This is a genomic window from Allobosea sp. BK604 (assembly GCF_004341515.1).
In the GTDB taxonomy this organism is placed as follows: Bacteria; Pseudomonadota; Alphaproteobacteria; order Rhizobiales; family Beijerinckiaceae; genus Allobosea.
In genome coordinates this window covers 910,841-927,663 of record NZ_SLZF01000001.1, presented here as the reverse complement: position 1 = coordinate 927,663, position 16,823 = coordinate 910,841, and the positions used below count along the sequence as shown (strand labels likewise).

18 protein-coding genes are annotated in these 16,823 nt (G+C 63.2%); 8 read left to right on the top strand and 10 right to left on the bottom strand.

Annotation, left to right across the window (positions count from 1 at the left end):
- Positions 1 to 6: 6 nt before the first annotated feature.
- Genes EV560_RS04495 through EV560_RS04485 form a run of 3 tightly spaced genes read right to left on the bottom strand, consistent with a single transcriptional unit; the run spans position 7 to position 3,358 of the window.
- A complete protein-coding gene (locus tag EV560_RS04495; protein WP_165923315.1) occupies positions 7 to 2,190 on the bottom strand; it encodes a DNA-binding protein in 2,184 nt (727 codons plus the stop codon).
- Positions 2,187 to 3,107: a ParB/RepB/Spo0J family partition protein gene (locus EV560_RS04490; RefSeq protein ID WP_131854365.1), complete on the bottom strand. Its 921-nt coding sequence runs from the start codon at positions 3,105 to 3,107 to the stop codon at positions 2,187 to 2,189. The genes EV560_RS04495 and EV560_RS04490 overlap by 4 nt, the downstream gene beginning before the upstream one ends.
- Positions 3,107 to 3,358, bottom strand: a complete 252-nt coding sequence (locus EV560_RS04485; RefSeq protein ID WP_131854363.1) for a helix-turn-helix domain-containing protein — start codon at positions 3,356 to 3,358, stop codon at positions 3,107 to 3,109. Before EV560_RS04485 ends, EV560_RS04490 begins: the two co-directional genes overlap by 1 nt.
- Positions 3,359 to 3,452: 94 nt before the next feature.
- On the opposite strand from EV560_RS04485, the gene EV560_RS04480 reads away from it, so the two are divergent.
- The gene (locus EV560_RS04480) at positions 3,453 to 4,157 is read left to right on the top strand and encodes a S24 family peptidase (RefSeq protein WP_131854361.1); all 705 of its coding nucleotides are present in this window, start codon (positions 3,453 to 3,455) and stop codon (positions 4,155 to 4,157) included.
- Positions 4,154 to 4,519, top strand: coding sequence for a hypothetical protein (locus tag EV560_RS04475; RefSeq protein WP_131854359.1), 366 nt, complete (start codon positions 4,154 to 4,156; stop codon positions 4,517 to 4,519). The genes EV560_RS04480 and EV560_RS04475 overlap by 4 nt, the downstream gene beginning before the upstream one ends.
- A 26-nt stretch (positions 4,520 to 4,545) precedes the next feature.
- Here the strand turns inward: EV560_RS04475 and EV560_RS04470 are convergent, their stop codons facing one another.
- Positions 4,546 to 4,899 carry a hypothetical protein gene (locus EV560_RS04470; RefSeq protein ID WP_131854357.1) on the bottom strand — a complete coding sequence of 118 codons (354 nt, stop codon included), beginning with the start codon at positions 4,897 to 4,899 and terminating at the stop codon, positions 4,546 to 4,548.
- 170 nt (positions 4,900 to 5,069) lie between these two features.
- Between EV560_RS04470 and EV560_RS04465 the strand changes: the two genes are divergently transcribed.
- Together EV560_RS04465 and EV560_RS04460 are read left to right on the top strand one after the other, a co-directional pair.
- Positions 5,070 to 5,432, top strand: coding sequence for a hypothetical protein (locus EV560_RS04465; RefSeq protein WP_131854355.1), 363 nt, complete (start codon positions 5,070 to 5,072; stop codon positions 5,430 to 5,432).
- A 152-nt stretch (positions 5,433 to 5,584) separates the two neighbouring features.
- A complete protein-coding gene (locus EV560_RS04460) occupies positions 5,585 to 6,883 on the top strand; it encodes an urease accessory protein UreH domain-containing protein (protein ID WP_165923314.1) in 1,299 nt (432 codons plus the stop codon).
- Here the strand turns inward: EV560_RS04460 and ligD are convergent.
- The gene (ligD, locus tag EV560_RS04455) at positions 6,880 to 7,977 is read right to left on the bottom strand and encodes a non-homologous end-joining DNA ligase (protein ID WP_465246970.1); all 1,098 of its coding nucleotides are present in this window, start codon (positions 7,975 to 7,977) and stop codon (positions 6,880 to 6,882) included. The genes EV560_RS04460 and ligD overlap by 4 nt on opposite strands.
- 124 nt (positions 7,978 to 8,101) lie before the next feature.
- Between ligD and EV560_RS04450 the strand changes: the two genes are divergently transcribed.
- Both EV560_RS04450 and EV560_RS04445 read left to right on the top strand, forming a co-directional pair.
- Positions 8,102 to 8,308, top strand: coding sequence for a hypothetical protein (locus EV560_RS04450; RefSeq protein WP_131854351.1), 207 nt, complete (start codon positions 8,102 to 8,104; stop codon positions 8,306 to 8,308).
- Positions 8,309 to 8,455: 147 nt separating this feature from the next.
- A complete protein-coding gene (locus EV560_RS04445) occupies positions 8,456 to 8,803 on the top strand; it encodes a hypothetical protein (protein WP_131854349.1) in 348 nt (115 codons plus the stop codon).
- Between the two features lie 2,105 nt (positions 8,804 to 10,908).
- Here the strand turns inward: EV560_RS04445 and EV560_RS04440 are convergent.
- From EV560_RS04440 to EV560_RS36820, 4 genes are all read right to left on the bottom strand, one after another.
- Positions 10,909 to 11,157, bottom strand: coding sequence for a hypothetical protein (locus EV560_RS04440; protein ID WP_131854347.1), 249 nt, complete (start codon positions 11,155 to 11,157; stop codon positions 10,909 to 10,911).
- Positions 11,158 to 11,621: 464 nt separating this feature from the next.
- On the bottom strand, positions 11,622 to 11,900 hold the full coding sequence (locus EV560_RS04435) for a hypothetical protein (protein WP_131854345.1): 279 nt from the start codon (positions 11,898 to 11,900) through the stop codon (positions 11,622 to 11,624).
- A 252-nt stretch (positions 11,901 to 12,152) separates the two neighbouring features.
- Entirely contained in the window at positions 12,153 to 12,776 is a 624-nt protein-coding gene (locus EV560_RS04430; protein WP_131854343.1) for a TetR/AcrR family transcriptional regulator, read from the bottom strand.
- Between the two features lie 109 nt (positions 12,777 to 12,885).
- Positions 12,886 to 13,131, bottom strand: a complete 246-nt coding sequence (locus EV560_RS36820; RefSeq protein WP_465246975.1) for a helix-turn-helix domain-containing protein — start codon at positions 13,129 to 13,131, stop codon at positions 12,886 to 12,888.
- Between the two features lie 408 nt (positions 13,132 to 13,539).
- On the opposite strand from EV560_RS36820, the gene EV560_RS04420 reads away from it, so the two are divergent.
- A complete protein-coding gene (locus EV560_RS04420) occupies positions 13,540 to 14,847 on the top strand; it encodes a TAXI family TRAP transporter solute-binding subunit (RefSeq protein ID WP_248311883.1) in 1,308 nt (435 codons plus the stop codon).
- Positions 14,848 to 14,867: 20 nt separating this feature from the next.
- Here the strand turns inward: EV560_RS04420 and EV560_RS04415 are convergent, their stop codons facing one another.
- Positions 14,868 to 15,758, bottom strand: a complete 891-nt coding sequence (locus tag EV560_RS04415; RefSeq protein ID WP_131854337.1) for a LysR substrate-binding domain-containing protein — start codon at positions 15,756 to 15,758, stop codon at positions 14,868 to 14,870.
- 94 nt (positions 15,759 to 15,852) lie between these two features.
- Between EV560_RS04415 and EV560_RS04410 the strand changes: the two genes are divergently transcribed.
- Positions 15,853 to 16,818, top strand: coding sequence for an extracellular solute-binding protein (locus EV560_RS04410; protein WP_131854335.1), 966 nt, complete (start codon positions 15,853 to 15,855; stop codon positions 16,816 to 16,818).
- Positions 16,819 to 16,823 lie beyond the last annotated feature (5 nt).

Here is a 16,823-nt window from a genome sequence, read left to right as displayed (position 1 = left end):
CTCGGCTCACCGCAACGCCGCTTCGCCGAATTCCTGGTAGAGGGGGTCGAGGGACCGCTTTTCCGAGCTGCCAGCGAAGCCGCCGTAGAAAGCAGCCTCATCCGGTGTGATCGGCTGACCGGCCTCCATGCGCTCGTGCAGCTCGAGCCAGCGCCGATAGCGCTGCTGGGCGGTTTCGTGCTGACGCAGGCGTCGAACATTTGAAGGGGCGGGAGCCGCGGTGACGGACGCAGCCTCAAGCTCGGCCATGATGCGCTGCTCGGCCTCCGAGAGTGGCCGGGCTTTGGGCGCGTCGCCCCGACGCATCGCCGCGACTTCGATGCCGGCATCGAGCGCAGGCGTGGCGTGGATCTCGGACCGTGGCGGGAAAGGCACGAGATTGCCGGCCTGCGCGGCGGCCTGCGCCATGCGGTGTTCGAGCACGGTGCGATCGGTGACCCGCTTCGAACGCAGCATGGCCTTGGCCTCGGCCATCTGCTCGTCGACGATCCGCGTCTGCAGGGCCTTGCGCTGGGCGAGAAGCTCGGCTGGGTCGATACCGGCTAGCTCGCCATTCACGGCACGGCCGAGCGGACGGTCCAGGCTCTCGTCCGCGAACAACCAGATCGTGCCCTTGTCGGCGGGGTCGAGCATGACGAAGACACGCTCGCCGGGCAGAATGCCCATGGGCTGGTAGTGGAAGCCGCCGATCTTGATGCCGTTCTTCCCGACCGTGCGGTAGCCTTGGCTGTCAGGAGCCTGCATCAGGAGAACCGCGAGCGCGTCGGCATCGACGGTGCGAATTGGCCGTGTCGACGAGGCCGCCTTGGCAAAAGGCGTCATCCTGCCGATGCCGCCGTGCTCATGATGGGCGTAAATGTCAGCCGCCCAATGGTCGCAAATCGTCTGCAGCGCCTCACCTGTCAGGGTGACGTTGAAGGTGTCGTTCTCCTGTCCCAGCCTTTGCGAGAACGCCTTGCGGCCCTCGATCTTCTTGCGCTGGGCCACGTTGTGACCGACGAAGCCCGGCAACATGCGGGCGCAATCCGTCTGGAAGGTCCGAATATTCCGCTCGACGACACCCTTCTGCCAGGGCGAGAAGGCATCCGAGCGGATCGGCTCGATCTGCATGCGGGCGAAGAGCCGAACGGTGGCGCGAGCGACGAAATCGCTGCCGTTATCCGTCTTCACCGCATCGGGCACGCCCCAGGCCAGGATGGCCTTGCGCATCAGCAATTGAACCGCCTCGGAGCGCGGCGTCTTCGAGGCAAACAGGATGATCCGACGAGACCAGTAGTCGATGCAGACATAGATCGAATGGCGCCCGTCCACGCACATCGCGTCGACCGGAGAGGCGTCGATCTGCCAGAGCGCGTTGAGATGCGGAGCCAGATGGGCATAGGAGCCGGAAGCCCGCATCTTCGAGCGGTATCCGTCCGGGTCCATCATCTTCAGAAGGCCGGCGGCGTGCTCCGCTTTCCACGCGTTCAAGCGCTTTTCAAAGCCGCGCAGGCCCGGCAATTCCAGCCCGGCGGCCGCGACGCGAGCGTCGAATTCGCCCTTCACCGCATCGTAGATGTGGCGGGACGTATAGAGGTCATTGAGAGAATGGACCGCGATTGCGAAATGCTTGATCTCGCCATCAAAGGCGGCATCGAGCACGCCCTGGCCGCGCCGGCCGGCGCCGCGATCGACCGCGAGCCGATTCACTTCGCCCTCGCGATCGGCGGAGAACCACCGATGCAGCGTGCGCGGCGAAAGGCGACCGACGACAGCGCGAGCCCAGGCGGGAACCTCAACCTTCCCAAGGTTGTAGAGGCCGGCAAAGGTCGAGATCGCCAACGTCTGCTTCATCCCGCCGCCGCGCATGAAGGCGCGAAGCGCACCGAGTATGGCGAGGCGCGCATCGAGCTGTAGCGTAGCCGCGCGTGTCGAGCTCGGCGCAGGCGGCGGCGCCGCCTGCATCTCCGCGGCGGGCGCCGAGGCCTCCCCCTGTCCGGCTTGCGGGCCGAGATAGGCGTTCCGCGCCACCACCGGCAGCAGGCGAACATGATACTCCTGCCCGCCGCCGCGGCCCTCGCGCGGACGGCAGAGTTCCGAGAAGCGTGACCAATCCTCGCGCTCGGCGAGGTCGATGACGCCTTTTCTGCTCGTCGGCATTCCAGGCAAGGCCAGATCCGCGATTTCGGAGGAGGTCAGCCAGAGCTTCACGCTGCGCCGCCCTTCTTGGCTTTGGCGGCCTTGGTCGGCGCGGTCCTGACAGCGATCTCTGCCGCCACCATCGCGGCGAGTGTCTGCAGGTCGGCCAAGGATAGGCGCGGAAGCATCGGCTCGAACCTGACGAGCGGGCGATCGGCTTCGCGGACGGCGCCGCCCGCCGGGACCATGCCCGCCGAGACGCGCGCCTTGGCGAAATTGGCGGCTCGGCCCTCGGCGATCTCCCGTGCCGCCTTGACCTGATCGGGCGCCTTCAGCTCGGCAAGCGCCTGCAGCTGAGACTGGTTGTCGGCAAGTTTGCTGCCTCGGATCAGGGCAACAGCGTCCGGCGATAGCTTCCCGGACAGTTCGCGGGCTCGGTCGATGGAACGTGTAGACAGGCCGGTGCGACGAGCCGCCTCTTTTGAGAAGGCAGACCAATTCGCCAAGTTGGCGAATTGATTTTTCTCCCGCCATTTCTTGGACTTGCGATCGCCGCCGTGCCGGGCGTCGGTCTCGGCCTCATGAATCTCGGCAAGCTTGCCGATGAAGAGGTTGCGATCGAGGATCGTCAGTTCGGCTCGGATGAGGTTCGCATGGATCTCGTGCTTGCGCCGTTCGGCCTGTGTCTGGCGGCGGACAATCGCCTTGATCTGTGTCCAGCCGAGCAGCTTGGCGGCCTCCAGACGATGCTCCCCATCGACGAGGACGTAGGCGTTGGAAAGTTCGTCGCTGAGCGAGACAGCGATCGGCTGGTGCTGGCCGGCAAGCGGGTGTGCTTGGCTGCCCTCGGCCATGGAGGCGGCGATTGCCTCGACGACTGACCGATCGACGAGGCGCAGCCGATCTTCGACGCCGATCGCAGCGATATCGACCACGATGGAGTCCTCGAGATGGCCCGGCGCAAGGTTGAGGACGTCACGCTCCGACATCACGCAGCCCTCTGCCTGCGTTGCCAGCCGCCACGGAAGACCAAGCGCTCGCCCTCGGGCGACCACCGTTCCGGCCACAGAATATGCAGCGGAATCTCGGTAGCGCGAGATATCGCCTTTTCCGCCCGCAGCTGGGGACGACGAAGGGCGGCCCGCAGCGAAACGTCGGACACGCCAAATTGCTGGGCAATCGCCGGTAAAAAGCGGTATTTCGACTTTCTGACAGCGGCGAGAATGTCAGCTTCGTGCATGTAGGACCACCGATTCGCGGGAAATCCCGCTTTCTGTTAACCTTCAGAGTAACGAACGATACCGTAACTCGATTTTTAGCGATACGCAACCGCCATGGCCGACCAAATATCGACTGATCCCACCGAAGGGCCGGACGCTGCGTTCTATGAGCGGCTTAAGGGGCTTCTTGATCGGTTTCCGACGCTACAAAAGGCGGCGGACCTCACGGGCTATTCGTCCGAACAAGTCGCCAAATGGCGGGACGGGAAGGCTCGCCCCCCGTTTTGGCCGCTCGCGATTCTGTGCCGGCAGGCAGGTCGGTCGATGGATTGGCTGGCTGGCGGCCAGGCCGGTGCGCCTGGTGCGCAGGAGTTGGCTGCACCAGGATCGGATGACGATTCCGGCAATGTTGCTTTCGTGCCGCTGCTCGATGTCGTGGCGAGTGCTGGACCGGGACACGAGAACGCCAGGCCGTACGAGATTGACCAGCTGCCTTTTCCGCGCAGCTGGCTCCAGCGGCTCGGGCTGCCGGAGCAACACGCGCGCTTCGTCGACTCTCGCGGAGATTCGATGGAACCGACGATCGCTGACGGGTCGATTTGCCTTGTCGATACACGCTTCTCACACGCACGGAAGGACGGGATCTACGTCCTGGTCGACGGGCCAAATGTCCGGATCAAGCGGATCGCTATCGGGTGGCAAAACTCGATCGTGCTGATCAGCGACAATGAAAGATATGCTTCTGAGACGCTCGCTCCGCCCGATGCTGAGGCGCTGCGCGTCGCTGGAAGGGTCGTTTGGGCAGGGGGAGAATTATGAGAACGAGCATTGCCGCCGTGTTGGTTGCAGGGGCGCGTATCGTCAGCGCTGCCGGCGCATCGGCTCAGTCCGATCAAGTCGTGGGGGTCATCAAGATCGGCGCCTGGGCGCAGGTGCTTGCGGAAAAATGCCCTGAGCTGCAGGTCGACTGGAGCCGCTATGGCACGATGATGACAATGGCCGGACTTCGCCCCGGCGATATCGAGCCTGGCGGCAAGCACGGCCAGCTGCATGGCGCCTTCATTCGCGAAGCGATCAACGAGACCGAGCGCTCGTCGAAAACCGTTGCCTGTGCCTCCGGGCGCTCTCTCTACGGCCCAAAGGGCCGCAATATGCCAAACCTTCTCGTTCCTAAAAGCTGAGCCCCGCTCTCGCGGGGCCCAGTCTCTTAAGCGACCTTCAAATCGACTGCGCTCAGCGCCCAGTTATCCGCCTCGAGGTCGTTCGCATCGGCCATGTTGTCGACCTCGGCCGGCAATCTGCCGTGGCGGTGAATGATCACCGCATCCTCCCAGTCGCCCGTGGTCGGATCTCCGGTGCGCCGGAAGGCGACCACGCCGGCGCGTATGGGCAGGTAACGCTCGAACAGCCGTTTAGCGTGAGCTTCGTCCTGCGCCGGAATAGGATCATCGGCGGTGATTTTTCCCTTTGCTCCTTTTACCTCCCTGAATGCTTGCACGACAAAATAAGTCAGGTGCCTGACGGTCTCCCTGACCAACTTCTTGTTCCCAGCCTTACTCATGACACTCTCCTGATTGCCCGAGCTCTCTCCCGGCCGGGCTGACCATAGGAAAGCTTGATAACGAGAACGAAACAAGAACAGACTGGCTGCGGCTTTGGGCGTTGTGGAATGTGTTGACCGCATGGGCATTGCTGACAAACCCGAACAGCTGGGTGTGCAGTCGAGTTTCGATGAGGCGGCCGATCGAGGTGACGGGTGGAGCACGAGAACACAGTTACGCATTGCGCCCCACCTGGCCGGGAGAGCCCAGCGCGGAGGATGACTATCTCGTCATTGACGAGGATGGCGAGCAGATCGCCCGCATCAGTCGGGACACGTCGTCGACCACGGGCCGCTGGTTGGTGAATATCCAGGGCACGGGCGGGCTGCCGATCTATGACGGCGTGTTCAATACGCTGGTACCGAGCTTCGAAGCCGCCAAGGCGAAGGTGTGTGAGCTCTGGCCGATCTTCCGCGCCCATTTGACAGACGAGGAGTATGAGAGGTCGCGCCGGATGCGCCGCGAGATGGAGGAGGCCGAGCGGAATGTATAGGCAGCATCTAATCGCCCAGTTGTGTGCGACTGCCGATCCATTTCGGACCTGGATTCTGCGGCCTTGACCTTACCACGGGGGGAAGGTGCAGAGTTCCTAGAGAAAGCCTGTTGCGAGGTTCTATGACTACACCCTCCCATACGACACTCAGCGTGAGCGGGATGACCTGCCTTCACTGCGAGATCGCCGTTGAGCGTGCGCTGCGCGCCGTTCCGGGCGTACATGAGGCGAAGGCGGAATTTTCTGCGAACCGCGTCAGCATTGAGCACGACGGCCCCTTAGACGAGCAGGCTGTGGCCACCGCGCTGCTGAGCGAGGGCTATGCTCTGGGTACGCCCGGAACCCCAAGCCGCCGCCGTTATGCCGAGGCCGGGGCCGCTGTCATCCTCGTTCTGGCCGTACTTCTCGCGGCGCGGCAGTTCGACTGGCCAAAAGGCATCAGCGTCAGCGAAAACATGAGTCTCGGCTTCGTCTTCGTCATTGGACTGCTCGCTTCGGTGTCCAGCTGCATGGCGGTCACGGGCGGCCTGCTGGTTGCCCTTGCCGCCAAGTACAACGAGACGACCATTGGCTTGAGCCCCGGCCGGCGTTTGATCCCGCATCTCTGGTTCAATGCCGGACGCCTTGTGTCCTATACCGGCTTCGGTGCTGTGATCGGCGCCGCCGGGTCCGCATTTGCGCTATCCCCGTCCCTGAGCGGGGCGCTCACCATCACCATCAGCACCCTGATGATGATCATCGGCTTGCAGATGCTGGGCCTGTTCCCGCGCTTCAGCCGCGCGCTGCCTATCGTCCCCAAATCGCTGCTGCACAGCATCCACGATCTCAGACTGCGGACTTCGCGCACCGCTGCGCTCATTCTTGGGGCGGCCACATTCTTTCTGCCCTGCGGCTTTACGCTTGCCCTTCAGCTTTACGTCCTTGGCAAGGGAGAGGCCGGGCTCGGCGCAGCCACGATGCTTGTGTTCGCACTTGGCACCTTGCCGGCTCTGCTGGGGCTCTCGATCCTGTCCAGTTTCACCGGAGGAGCACTGCAAGCGCGCTTCCTGACGATCGCGGGTGCGTTCGTCCTAGTGCTCGGACTCATGAACATGCAATACGGGTTCGTTCAGCTCGATCAAAGCCTTCCAAATGTCGGGCTGATCTCGTCGGCTGCCGCGCCCCAGGAAACCCCGGCCCGGCAAGTCATCGACATGACCGTCAGCGGCTTTGATTACATCCCTAACCGTTTTGTCGTGAAGGCGGGGCTCCCGGTTGAATGGCGCATCGATGCACGGGAGGCGGAAGGCTGCGGGCGCATCCTCATCTCCCGCTCGCTAGGCCTGCGGAAACTGCTCTCGGACACCGAAACGACCGTCATCACCTTTACTCCGCAGCAGGCGGGTGAATACGCTTTCAATTGCAGCATGGGCATGATGACCCCGAATTCAGGCTTCCGCGTCATCAATTAACGACGTCGGGCGGAGTGCGGCCCCTGAATAGACCGGTTCATAGCCCGAGGCGGGCCCTGGGGCAGCTGATGGATTTCGCCCGTCTCAGCTTCCTCGCGCAGGCCTTTGAACGAGGCGTGGCGGAGCTTCGGCTCATCGGTCCAGCCGCGGAATTCGATCTCGGCCGCAAGCGCCGGCGTGAGCCATTTCGCGCCCTTGCGCTTTAGTGGGATCACGGGCTTCTCGATCACCAGCTTGTCCATCATCCGCTTCAGAGCCCGCCCGCTGACCTCGCCGAAGCCGGTGCCGACGCCGCCGACGTACGCTAGGCCGTCGCCCTTGCGCGCAGCCAGGAGCAGCCGCCCGATGCCGCCCAGCGCCACGCTCGAGGGCTCATAGCCGATGATCACGAACGTCTCACTCTGGACGCACTTGATCTTGACCCATTCGCCGAACCGTCCGGAGCGATAACGAGCGTTGCGCTTCTTTGCGATGATGCCTTCAAGGCCGAGCGCGCAGGCCTGTTCGAGTAGCTCGGCGCCCGGTCGATCGATATCCTCGCTGAAGCCTATGCCCTGGACCTTGGCCTCGCCGAGCACGCCCTCCAGGAGGGCGCGCCGCTCGTCGAGCCGCAACTGGCGCAGGTCGTGGCCATTGAGATAGAGCAGATCAAAGGCATAAAGCGTTGCGGCGCCGGCCCGCAGCTTGCCGCCGCGGCCGCCAAGGGCCTTCTGCAGGGCGGAGAAGTCAGCACGGCCCTGGGCATCGAGCACGACAGCCTCGCCATCGATGATCGCGCTGTCGACGCCGAGCAGGCTGGCGGCCTTTGCAACGGTCGGGAAGCGCTCGGTCCAGTCATGGCCGCCGCGGGTGATGATGCGCACCTTGCCGCCGGGCTCAATGTGGACGGCGAGGCGATAGCCGTCCCATTTGACTTCATAGGACCAGTCCGGTCCTTCCGGCACCTGCGAGACCAGGAGCGCCAGGCTGGGCTCGATGCGCTCCGGCATCGCATCGAAGATCAGCGCGCGCTGGCCGGTCGCAGAGCGGCGCGCGGCCGGCCCCTTCAAGGTCTCGGCGACAGGCCCCGACCGCAACACGCGACGCGCGCACACTGACTGAAACTCCGCAACCCGACGGACCGGGAACAGCCGGCGAGGAGATTCGTTCCAAGGATCAGCGAAAGGTCAGCCTATGCGGTCAAGTTCAGTTCAGCGCGCGCGTGCCGCCGTAAAGCAGATGATCCGCAGTATTGAAGAAGCGTGCGCTGCACTGGCGCGTGTCGAACACCTGTCGGGCTGCACCGAGGCTTCGGCCGAGGAAACCGAACTGATTGCTCTCGTCTTCGCTTTGGAGGTCTGGGAGGCCAAAGAATACTGGCGCGCCTCCTACCGCCACGGGCCGCAAACGAAAAAGGCCCCGCCAGCCGAAGCTGACGGGGCCTGACAGTTCCGAAGGTAGTTTGGGGTACCTTCGGTGAGGCGGCGCCGTCGGCTCCGGCAGCGCCACGTTTATGCTCCGCGACACCTATTGTCGGGTCAATGTCTTTTGACATCCTCCCCGGAAACGCCAGAAGGAGGCGGAGATTTGGGCTTGGCCCTGAGCGCCATCCTGCTGATGATGGGCTATGAGCAGGACACCATTCACGATCCGCGACGACACCAAACTTGTGCCGCGCTCAAGCGTGCTGACGCGCTGCTCGATGATAGCGCGGAGGAGAGTGAGCTCGCCGAGATCGTCGCGGCGATCGATGCCTATATAGAGGCCACAAGGGTGCAGCCGGTGCCTTCGGACGATCTTCACGAGTTCAGCAACGAAGAGGCCGGCCGCGTGAAAGGAGGAATAGTTGATAGTCAGCCGGAGGCCAAGGCAGGAACTAAAGGTGCCGCCTCTCTCCAGGTTGAGGGACTGGCGGGAGGCGGCGAGACGCTTGACCTATAACCGCTCTGTTGGGCGATTTGAGCGCGTCATGGCCGAGTCTCCAACGCAAAACAATGCATCGTCACGGGCATGGCCGCGCACTCTTCGCCAGCTGCGAGTATGCCGCGATCTGCGCATCGATCTATTGCTACGAAGGATGAGCCTCACACGTGGAGAAGCTTGTGAAAGTGGCTCGCTTGGGCTCGGGCCAGGCAGCGGGTGCGTCCACGCGCCGGGCACGGCCCCTGCTAGCACCCGCCTTCGTAACCACCGGGTTTGAGACCATGTGCCCAGCCTCTTTCTATAATATCTATATTATTGTTCGGGGTAGCAAATTCGAAGCGGAAAGGCTCTTCCCCATTGTAGCTGCAATGTCCGCGAGTCAAACTGAATTGGAAGCGTTCCAGTTCGACTCTTCCGGCATTACGAAGAGAGATAGTCCAAATGGATGACGTGTGGTTCCTGTCGTCCTGTGTCTGATTAAAGTACGTACCACTTGCAATAAAGCGCGTCGATACTCGCGGTGAAGTTTGCTCAACGATAGTGACCGTAAGATTAGAGACTCTCGTGGAAAACTGCCAGGGTCCGTTAAGTCCTGGTGGTATAGCAATTGGGTCCCAATACAGGGTTTTTTCTCGGGATGTCTCGCTTGTTGTTAATTCAGGCGCGGCACGTGATTCGATTCTATCGGATTCCGCGCTATTGGTTAAGATGAACTCCACTTTCCCCTCCATCTGGTTCGATAGCTCGAACACTATTCGTTAGCGTGGCGTAACTTCGTATTGTGAAATAGAGAGAAGGTTAGTTGCGGCCACAACAACATCGCCGGGATTCAGTCGTGAAGCTGCGACATACGGGCATTCGGCTCGCGAGATGCATCGCAGCGCCTATCCCTTCCCGTGACGCCGTGGGTGTAAAAGGGGGCGCCCCGAATACCACCACAGGTTAACGTCAGCCTTTGCAGTATACCATAAGGAGAGCTTGGCCACCCCCAGGCGCTAGCCTCTCTCTAAATCGTTACCGCAACCGGCGAGCCGGTACACACACGACGCCGCGGCGCTCGCGGTAGGCTCGCGCTTGGATGAGTGCCGGGGGCGAGCAGGCGACGCCAGGATGTGCAGATCAGACCTCACGACAGAAAAAGCCCCGCCAGCATGACCTAGCGGGGCATAGTCTCATGACGGTGGGACTGGCATCCCGCTCACGTAACGTTCGCCAACTGAGCAGGTTCCAACATAAAAAGCCCGGCCCCCTTTCGGAGTGCCGGGCTTTGTGACCGTCGTCGCACGGATGCGAACGGTCGCTTTCGATTTCGGTGCTACCTCCGACCAGCGCGGCCGGTACATCCGCGGCTCGCGTCCTGGTCGGTTGTAGGCTGGCGCTTGGATGAGTGCCGCCGGGTAAACGCGAGTTGGCGCAAAAGGTTCAGGTCACGCCTCTCTCGCGCCGAAATAAAAAATGCCCGGCACCCGGAGCGATAGCCCCCCGGTTCCTGCTCGAGCGGGTAACAGTTCGATGGTCCGCGTTTTAGAGGCGAGTCGAGATAGGCCTTTGAAACTACAACCGTTCCTCTAACTGTTACCTGCAGGCAGCTATTGGAGAAAACGGTAACACTTTCCGAGGCCGCACCCATGATATTTCAAACTCTTAGCGGCGGCTCGATTGCCGGCCATGTAGCTTGCCCTCTCCGCATCCTTTCGGATCGACGAACAATCAAATGGCAAAGAAATCCGGCGCGGCCCCAGCGGGCCGTCCGCTAAGCCATTGCGAACACGCCAGTATCTGGGTGTGCCCGGCTATGATCGCCTATGATCGGGTACGCCCCAGGAATTGCCATGTGATCGTTCGTTACACAGCTGGTGCGGCAGATATGTGTAGCTGTCTCACCCGACTTGGAGACTTGACGATTCATGCCTGTCGCGGCTGGCTTGAATGAGCCTCGCCGTCATTGCGAGCGTAGCGAAGCAATCCAGGGGGATTGCGCTCTACGCCCCCTAGATTGCTTCGTCGCTGCGCTCCTCGCAATGACGGCGAGGCTCGTTCAAGCTTTCAGATGCAGCGTCACCAGCAAGGCGCGACGAACTGTATCCTCAATGTCAGCGTTTGCGCGTCGAGAAAGTCACGACTCAATCACCCGTCACCGTCATCTCTGCGTCCATCACCTTCATCTTCGGGTTCGCGGCGCAGAAGGCCCTGACCTTGGCCTCGACGGCGGCGTCGGCCCGGTTCGCGGCGTGATGGGCCTTGGCGTTGTGGGCGCCGGCCTTGAGCCAGTCGGCGCAGCTCAGCTCCGGGTCGGTGATGGCGGCCGAGGCAGCCGCGGCGGTCAGCAGGCAGGCGAAGGCGGCGGCGAGCGCGCGGGCGGCAAAGCGCATGATGGGTCGTCCTGAAACAGTCGAGCCGCGCCAGGCGGCCGGTCAGCGCCGCTCCTGCCCTGCTTCGCCGCCATGCGCAAATGCGATTGGCGGCGGGCAGCTTTGCGGAGGAGGCATTGCGGGACTTTCCTTCTCCCCCTGCGGGAGAAGGTGGCTCGGCGAAGCCGAGACGGATGAGGGGTCGCGCAATGATTTCCGTGCGACGCTTCGGCCAAGCTCAACGATGGGGGACGGCGCGACCCCTCATCCGGCGCTCCGCGCCACCTTCTCCCATCCGGGAGAAGGGAAGAGCGCGGTGCGGCCAGCCGAAGCGGGGATAGTCGCCGCTGCGCTGCTCCTCCAACGAAAAACGCCCCCGCAGCGATGCGAGGGCGGGGCTTGTCTTGACGCATTTTCTTCACGCGAACCGGTACCCACTTCGCTCGAAAATGCTCCAGCCTGCGCGGCAGGCGGTGGCTGCGGCGTCAGTTCGCGGCGGCGCCGTTGGCCTTGGGCGGCAGCGTCACGCCGGAGGAGGGCAGGCCGCGGCCCTGGGAGCGGCGGCGCAGGTTGCTCAGGCCACGCTCGATCATGGCGAGTCGCTCGTCCTGGCTCTCCTGACGGGCCAGCATCTCCTCGAGCATCATCGCCATTTGCGCCATGGCGACATGGATATTGTAGTTCAGCGGGTCGGGCTTGCCCTCGCCGAGTCGATCAAGATTCTCGTTGAGCGCGCGTTCGGCCAGTCCCTTCGTATATGGCATTGCTCTGTCCCCTTATTCTCGCGTCCGTTTGCAGCGCGAGGCCCTGTCACAATTATATTGCCCTGTTCTCCGGACTCGCCGCCGCCGACCCGAGATGAACGGTGAAATTCTACCGTTCGACGAACAAGAACTACGAATTGGGGTTGCGGGTTCCGTAACTGGAGCAACCCCGTCCTCCCGGACGGCTCGGCATAGCCGAGCGCGCAACGGAGTTCTGTGATGTGGATCACAGTCGAGCGGCACGAAGCCGGCTCAGGACATCCGCGCCGGCGAGGAGAAAAGCAGCTTGACGAAGCTGCGGAAGGCGAGGACCTGGCGGGTCAGGCGGCTGGGATCGCCGAGCGTCTTCGACATGATGATGCCGCCGTCGACGACGCAGGAGAACATGTCGGCGAGATCGTCGAGATCGACCGGCTCGCGCGGTGGGTGGATCGCGGCGATATCAGTGAAGACGGCGCGGAAGCGGGCGTTCCAGCTCCTGACCGATTGCGCGGTGAGCTCGCGCACCTCGCGGTCATAGAGACGCTCCTGATAGCAGATGCTGGCGATCAGACAGCCGGGATGGCCGTTGGGCAGATCGGACATCACCTCGGCCAGGAGCTTGAGCGAGATCAGGAAGGCCTGCAGCGGATCGTCGGAGAGCTCGCGGCCGCGGGCGAAGATCTCGTCGAAGAGCTGGTCGTTGCTGGCGACGTAGCGCTTCAGCATTTCGCGGGCGAGTTCGTTCTTGTCGCGGAAATGATAGAAGAAGCCGCTCTTGGTGATGCCGGCCTCGGCGATGACCTCCTCGATCGAGGTCGCGCCAAAGCCCTTGGCTAGCACGCCGGCTTCGGCAACGGCGAGGATACGGTCGCGGGTCGCTGTGCGAGGTCGCAAAAGTCGGCCCTCCTCTAACGAGAACACCGGCTCAAATGACAGTTGATCTAGCCCGCTTTACACGAAAACTGTCCTGTATCTCGCAAGTCTGCCACATGAGGCCGGCCGGTCAAGTACTCCGCGACAAGCTCAGCGTGCCCGTTGCTGGGACACGGAACTGGCGTGGTGTGGTCCCGGAAATCCGCTGGAACGCGCGGGTGAAGTGAGCGGGATCGGTAGAGCCGGACGAGAAGGCGACATCGATGATCCTGACGTCCGCGTCGGAGAGGGGCCTGGTGGCATTCCAGATAGGTTGGCGGGAGCAGCTTTGAGTGGCATCGCCAGAGTCATTTTGGCGCGAAATGGTAAGACCCATCGCCCCGGATTGGCGCGAAATGACCATGCGAAAGGCGTTGTTGTCGATGCAATGCGGGAGATGTTCACCGGCATTGCAAGACTTCGCAGGGGGCGAAGAGGCGCAGACATGAAGCAAGTGGATAGTCATGATCTCGGCCTCGCCGCTGCGACTGCACGCTGCCGTGCCGGCCGCGCGGCCTTCTCCTGCACCGCCGCGTGACGACGCATACCAGGTCCGGCGGTGATGCACGGGCGGGCCTGTCCGTGGTTGGCGTTTTCATCAGGGCATGTGGACGTGTAAAATGACGAGCATTCGTCGATCCGCTACGCTCGCAGGCATGGGGCTGCTTGCCAGTGCGGCCATGGGACGATCAGTGCTGGCGGAGGAGGGACTGATACCCTCCGGCCGATCACGGAAAGCGGGATGATGCGATTTGCCTTGTGGACGGGCGCACTCCTCGTGATCGCCGCAATCGCGGCCGCGCTGCATTACTGGTCCCCACACGCGACCCTGCGTATCACCACCGGCCCCTTCGGCACGGACGCCCAGCGCTTCATGGGCGCGCTGATCACGGAAGTCGCCAAGGATCACCCCCGGGTCAGGCTTCAGCCGGTTCAGGTCGACAGTCTGGCTGCCAGCTCGAAGGCGATCGAATCCGGCGACGCCGAACTCGCCCTGGTCCGCAGCGACGTATCGCCACCGAGCAATGGCCAGACCATCGCGATCCTGCGCCGGGACGTCGTCGCCTTTGTGCTGCCGCCGAAATCCCCGATCGACAGCATCGGCAAGCTCTCGGGCAAGACGATCGCAATCCCGCAAGGGCGTTTGCAGGATGTCAACGCTGCGCTGCTCGACACCATCCTGAGTTACTACAATGTCGCGCCTCATGACGTGAAGCGGGTCTTCCTGTCCGCGGACGAGATGATCGCGGCAGTTCATGGGCGGCATGTCGCCGCCATCCTTGCCGTCGGCCCGGTCGGGCCCGGAGACGTGGTCGGCGCCGTGACGGCCATGGCCAAGGGAACCGCGGGAACGCCGACGATCCTCGCTTTCTCCGATGCGGATGCGTTCAACAAGCGCTTTCCGGCTTTCGAGTCGTATGATGTGCCGGAAGGTGCCTTCAGGTCGCGCCCGGCGACGCCCGACGACAGCGTCACCACGCTCTCGGTGACATATCGGCTCGTCGCGCCCGATACGATGCTCAGCCTGGTCGCCGGCGCGATCGGAAGAACCCTGTTCACGTCGAAGGCGAAGCTCGTCGCGCTCACCCCGCTGGCAAGCCAGATCGAAGCGCCTGATCCCGATGCGAAGAATCCGATCCTGCCGGTCCATCCCGGCGTCGCCAGCTATCTCAACAATGGCGAACAGAGCTTTTTCGATGAGCTGCAAGGCTATTTCTATCTCGGCGCGGCTGCCCTGAGCATCCTGGGCTCGCTTGCCACGATCATCATGGGCCGGGTGAAGACTGGACGGATGCGCGAGGAGCAGAAGCGGATCGGGCAGTTGATCCAGATCGCCGATCAAGCCCAGGGCGCCGACGCCGACACGCTGGAGGCCCTCGAACACGCGCTTCACCAGGTCATTGGCGAGGCCGTTACATCCGCTGGCCGTTCAGGCAGCGATTCCACGACGGTCCTGGCGATCAATCACGCGCGCTATGCCCTGGCGGCGCGCCGCACGTTCCTTCGCTCACAGGGCGGGCGGAGTTCGGTACAGGCAGCCATGTCGGCGTGACTGCCCCGCAGTCGGATCTGTCAGACGCAATGATCTGCGGCCTTGGGCTTGGCGACCTCACCGGCAATGGCAAGGAAGGCAGCGACGCCGCCGAGACTGCGGTTCTCCCGGCGCGTCACGAGATACTCGCCAGCCGCGATCTCGAAATCCGAGACGGTGATCGCTCTGAGGCGAGGGTCGAAGCCGCGTTCCTGATCGAGCACGATGCCGATGCCGATGCCGGCTGCGACCGCCTCCTTCACCGCTTCACGGCTGCCGAGGATCAAATGCGGCGGAAGCTCGAGGCCGTGCTCCGCCAAAGCGGCCTCGAAGAGGTGACGCGTCATCGAGCCGGCCTCGCGCGTCACGAGGCGCTGACCCGGCAATTCCCGCGCCTCGACCTGCCGGCGCTCCCACCAGGGGTGGCCGGCATGGACCAGGATCTCGACCCGCTGATCGATCAGGAAATCGCAGGCGAAGTCGGGGTGAGGCTCCCGGAGCGTCGCGACGGCGATGTCCACGCGGTGCTGTGCGACGAGCTCCAGAAGGCTGCTCGAATTCTCCAGCCGAACCTCGAGCTGGATACCGGGATGCTCTGTGGTGAAACGCTCCAGGATCGGCATCGCGACATAGGGCGCGCATAGACCGATCGCGAGATGCCCGGTTGCGAGGCTGCGGCCGTCGCTCATCCGCGCCGAGATGTCGTCGAGCATGAGGATGGCCTGCCGCACCTTCGGGAGCAGGTCGAGCGCGTCGGCCGTGAGCTCGACGCCTCCCGCCGTGCGCAGGAAGAGGCGCGTCCCGACGGCGTCCTCCAGGGATTTCACATGCTGGGTGATCGCCGGCTGGCTGACGCCGAGCGCCTGTGCGGCGGCTGAAAACGTGCGGTGGTTCGCGACAGCGTGGAAGGCGCGGAGCTGGGCAAGGTTCATCGAGCGGCCGGAAATAAGTGGAGCTTCATTTCAATGTCACAAGCTTTAGCAACACTTATATCACGACGGACAGCCAGAAGGCACGGAGACTTTCATGCTCAGCCTCTCCACCAAGATGATCGCGCGTCTCGCCGCCACGGCGACCTTCGCGCTCACGAGCGCCGCTGCTCTCGCCAAGGAGGTCGTGATCTACAACGCCTCGGATAGCGTCAACAGCGCGCTTGTCGGGGCCTTCAAGCAGAAGCACCCGGATATCGAGGTGAAGTTCGTGTCCGGCTCCACCGGTCCGATCGCCGAGCGAGCCATTGCCGAAAAGGGCAAGCCCCAGGCGGACGTCGTCTATCTCGTCAACAATGTCGCCCTCGATCAGCTCAAGCAGGCCGGCGTGTTCGAGCCTTACGAGCCGAAGGGATCGAAGATCCTGCCGGCCTTCCGCGATGATGACGGCTTCTACAGCAAGTATTTCGCCACCACGATGTGCATGGTCGTCAACAAGGAGCGGCTGGCGCAGAAGGGTCTGCCCATGCCCGCGACCTGGGAAGACCTGATCAAGCCGGTCTACCGCAAGGAGATCTCGCTGCCTTCGCCGCTCAAGTCCGGAACGGGCGGCGCGATCCTGACGACTTTCGTCGACGCGTTCGGCTGGCCCTTCGTCGAGAACCTGAACGAGAACGTCTATCAATATTCGGATGGCGGCTCGGGCGGGGCGCAACTGGCTGGTGCCGGCGAGGTCGCGATCGGCCTGACCTTCGACACCACCTGTTTCGAGACCAAGGCCGCGGGCAAGCCGGTGGAGATCGTCTACGGCCGGATCACCCCCAATGTCACCGAAGGCGGCGGCCTCGTCGCCGGCGGCCCGAACCCGGTCGAGGCGAAGATCTTCCTCGACTTCATGGCAAGCGACGAGGCCGCTGCCGTGCTCGGCAAGGTGGTCGGCGCCACGGCGGTGCCGGGGCACGGCCTGGTCGACCTCAGGCAGATCACGCTCTGGCAGATGCGCCGCCCGGTCGACATGACCGCGTTCCGGCGCGATTTCGCCAGCCGCATCCTCAAGCAGTGACGGGT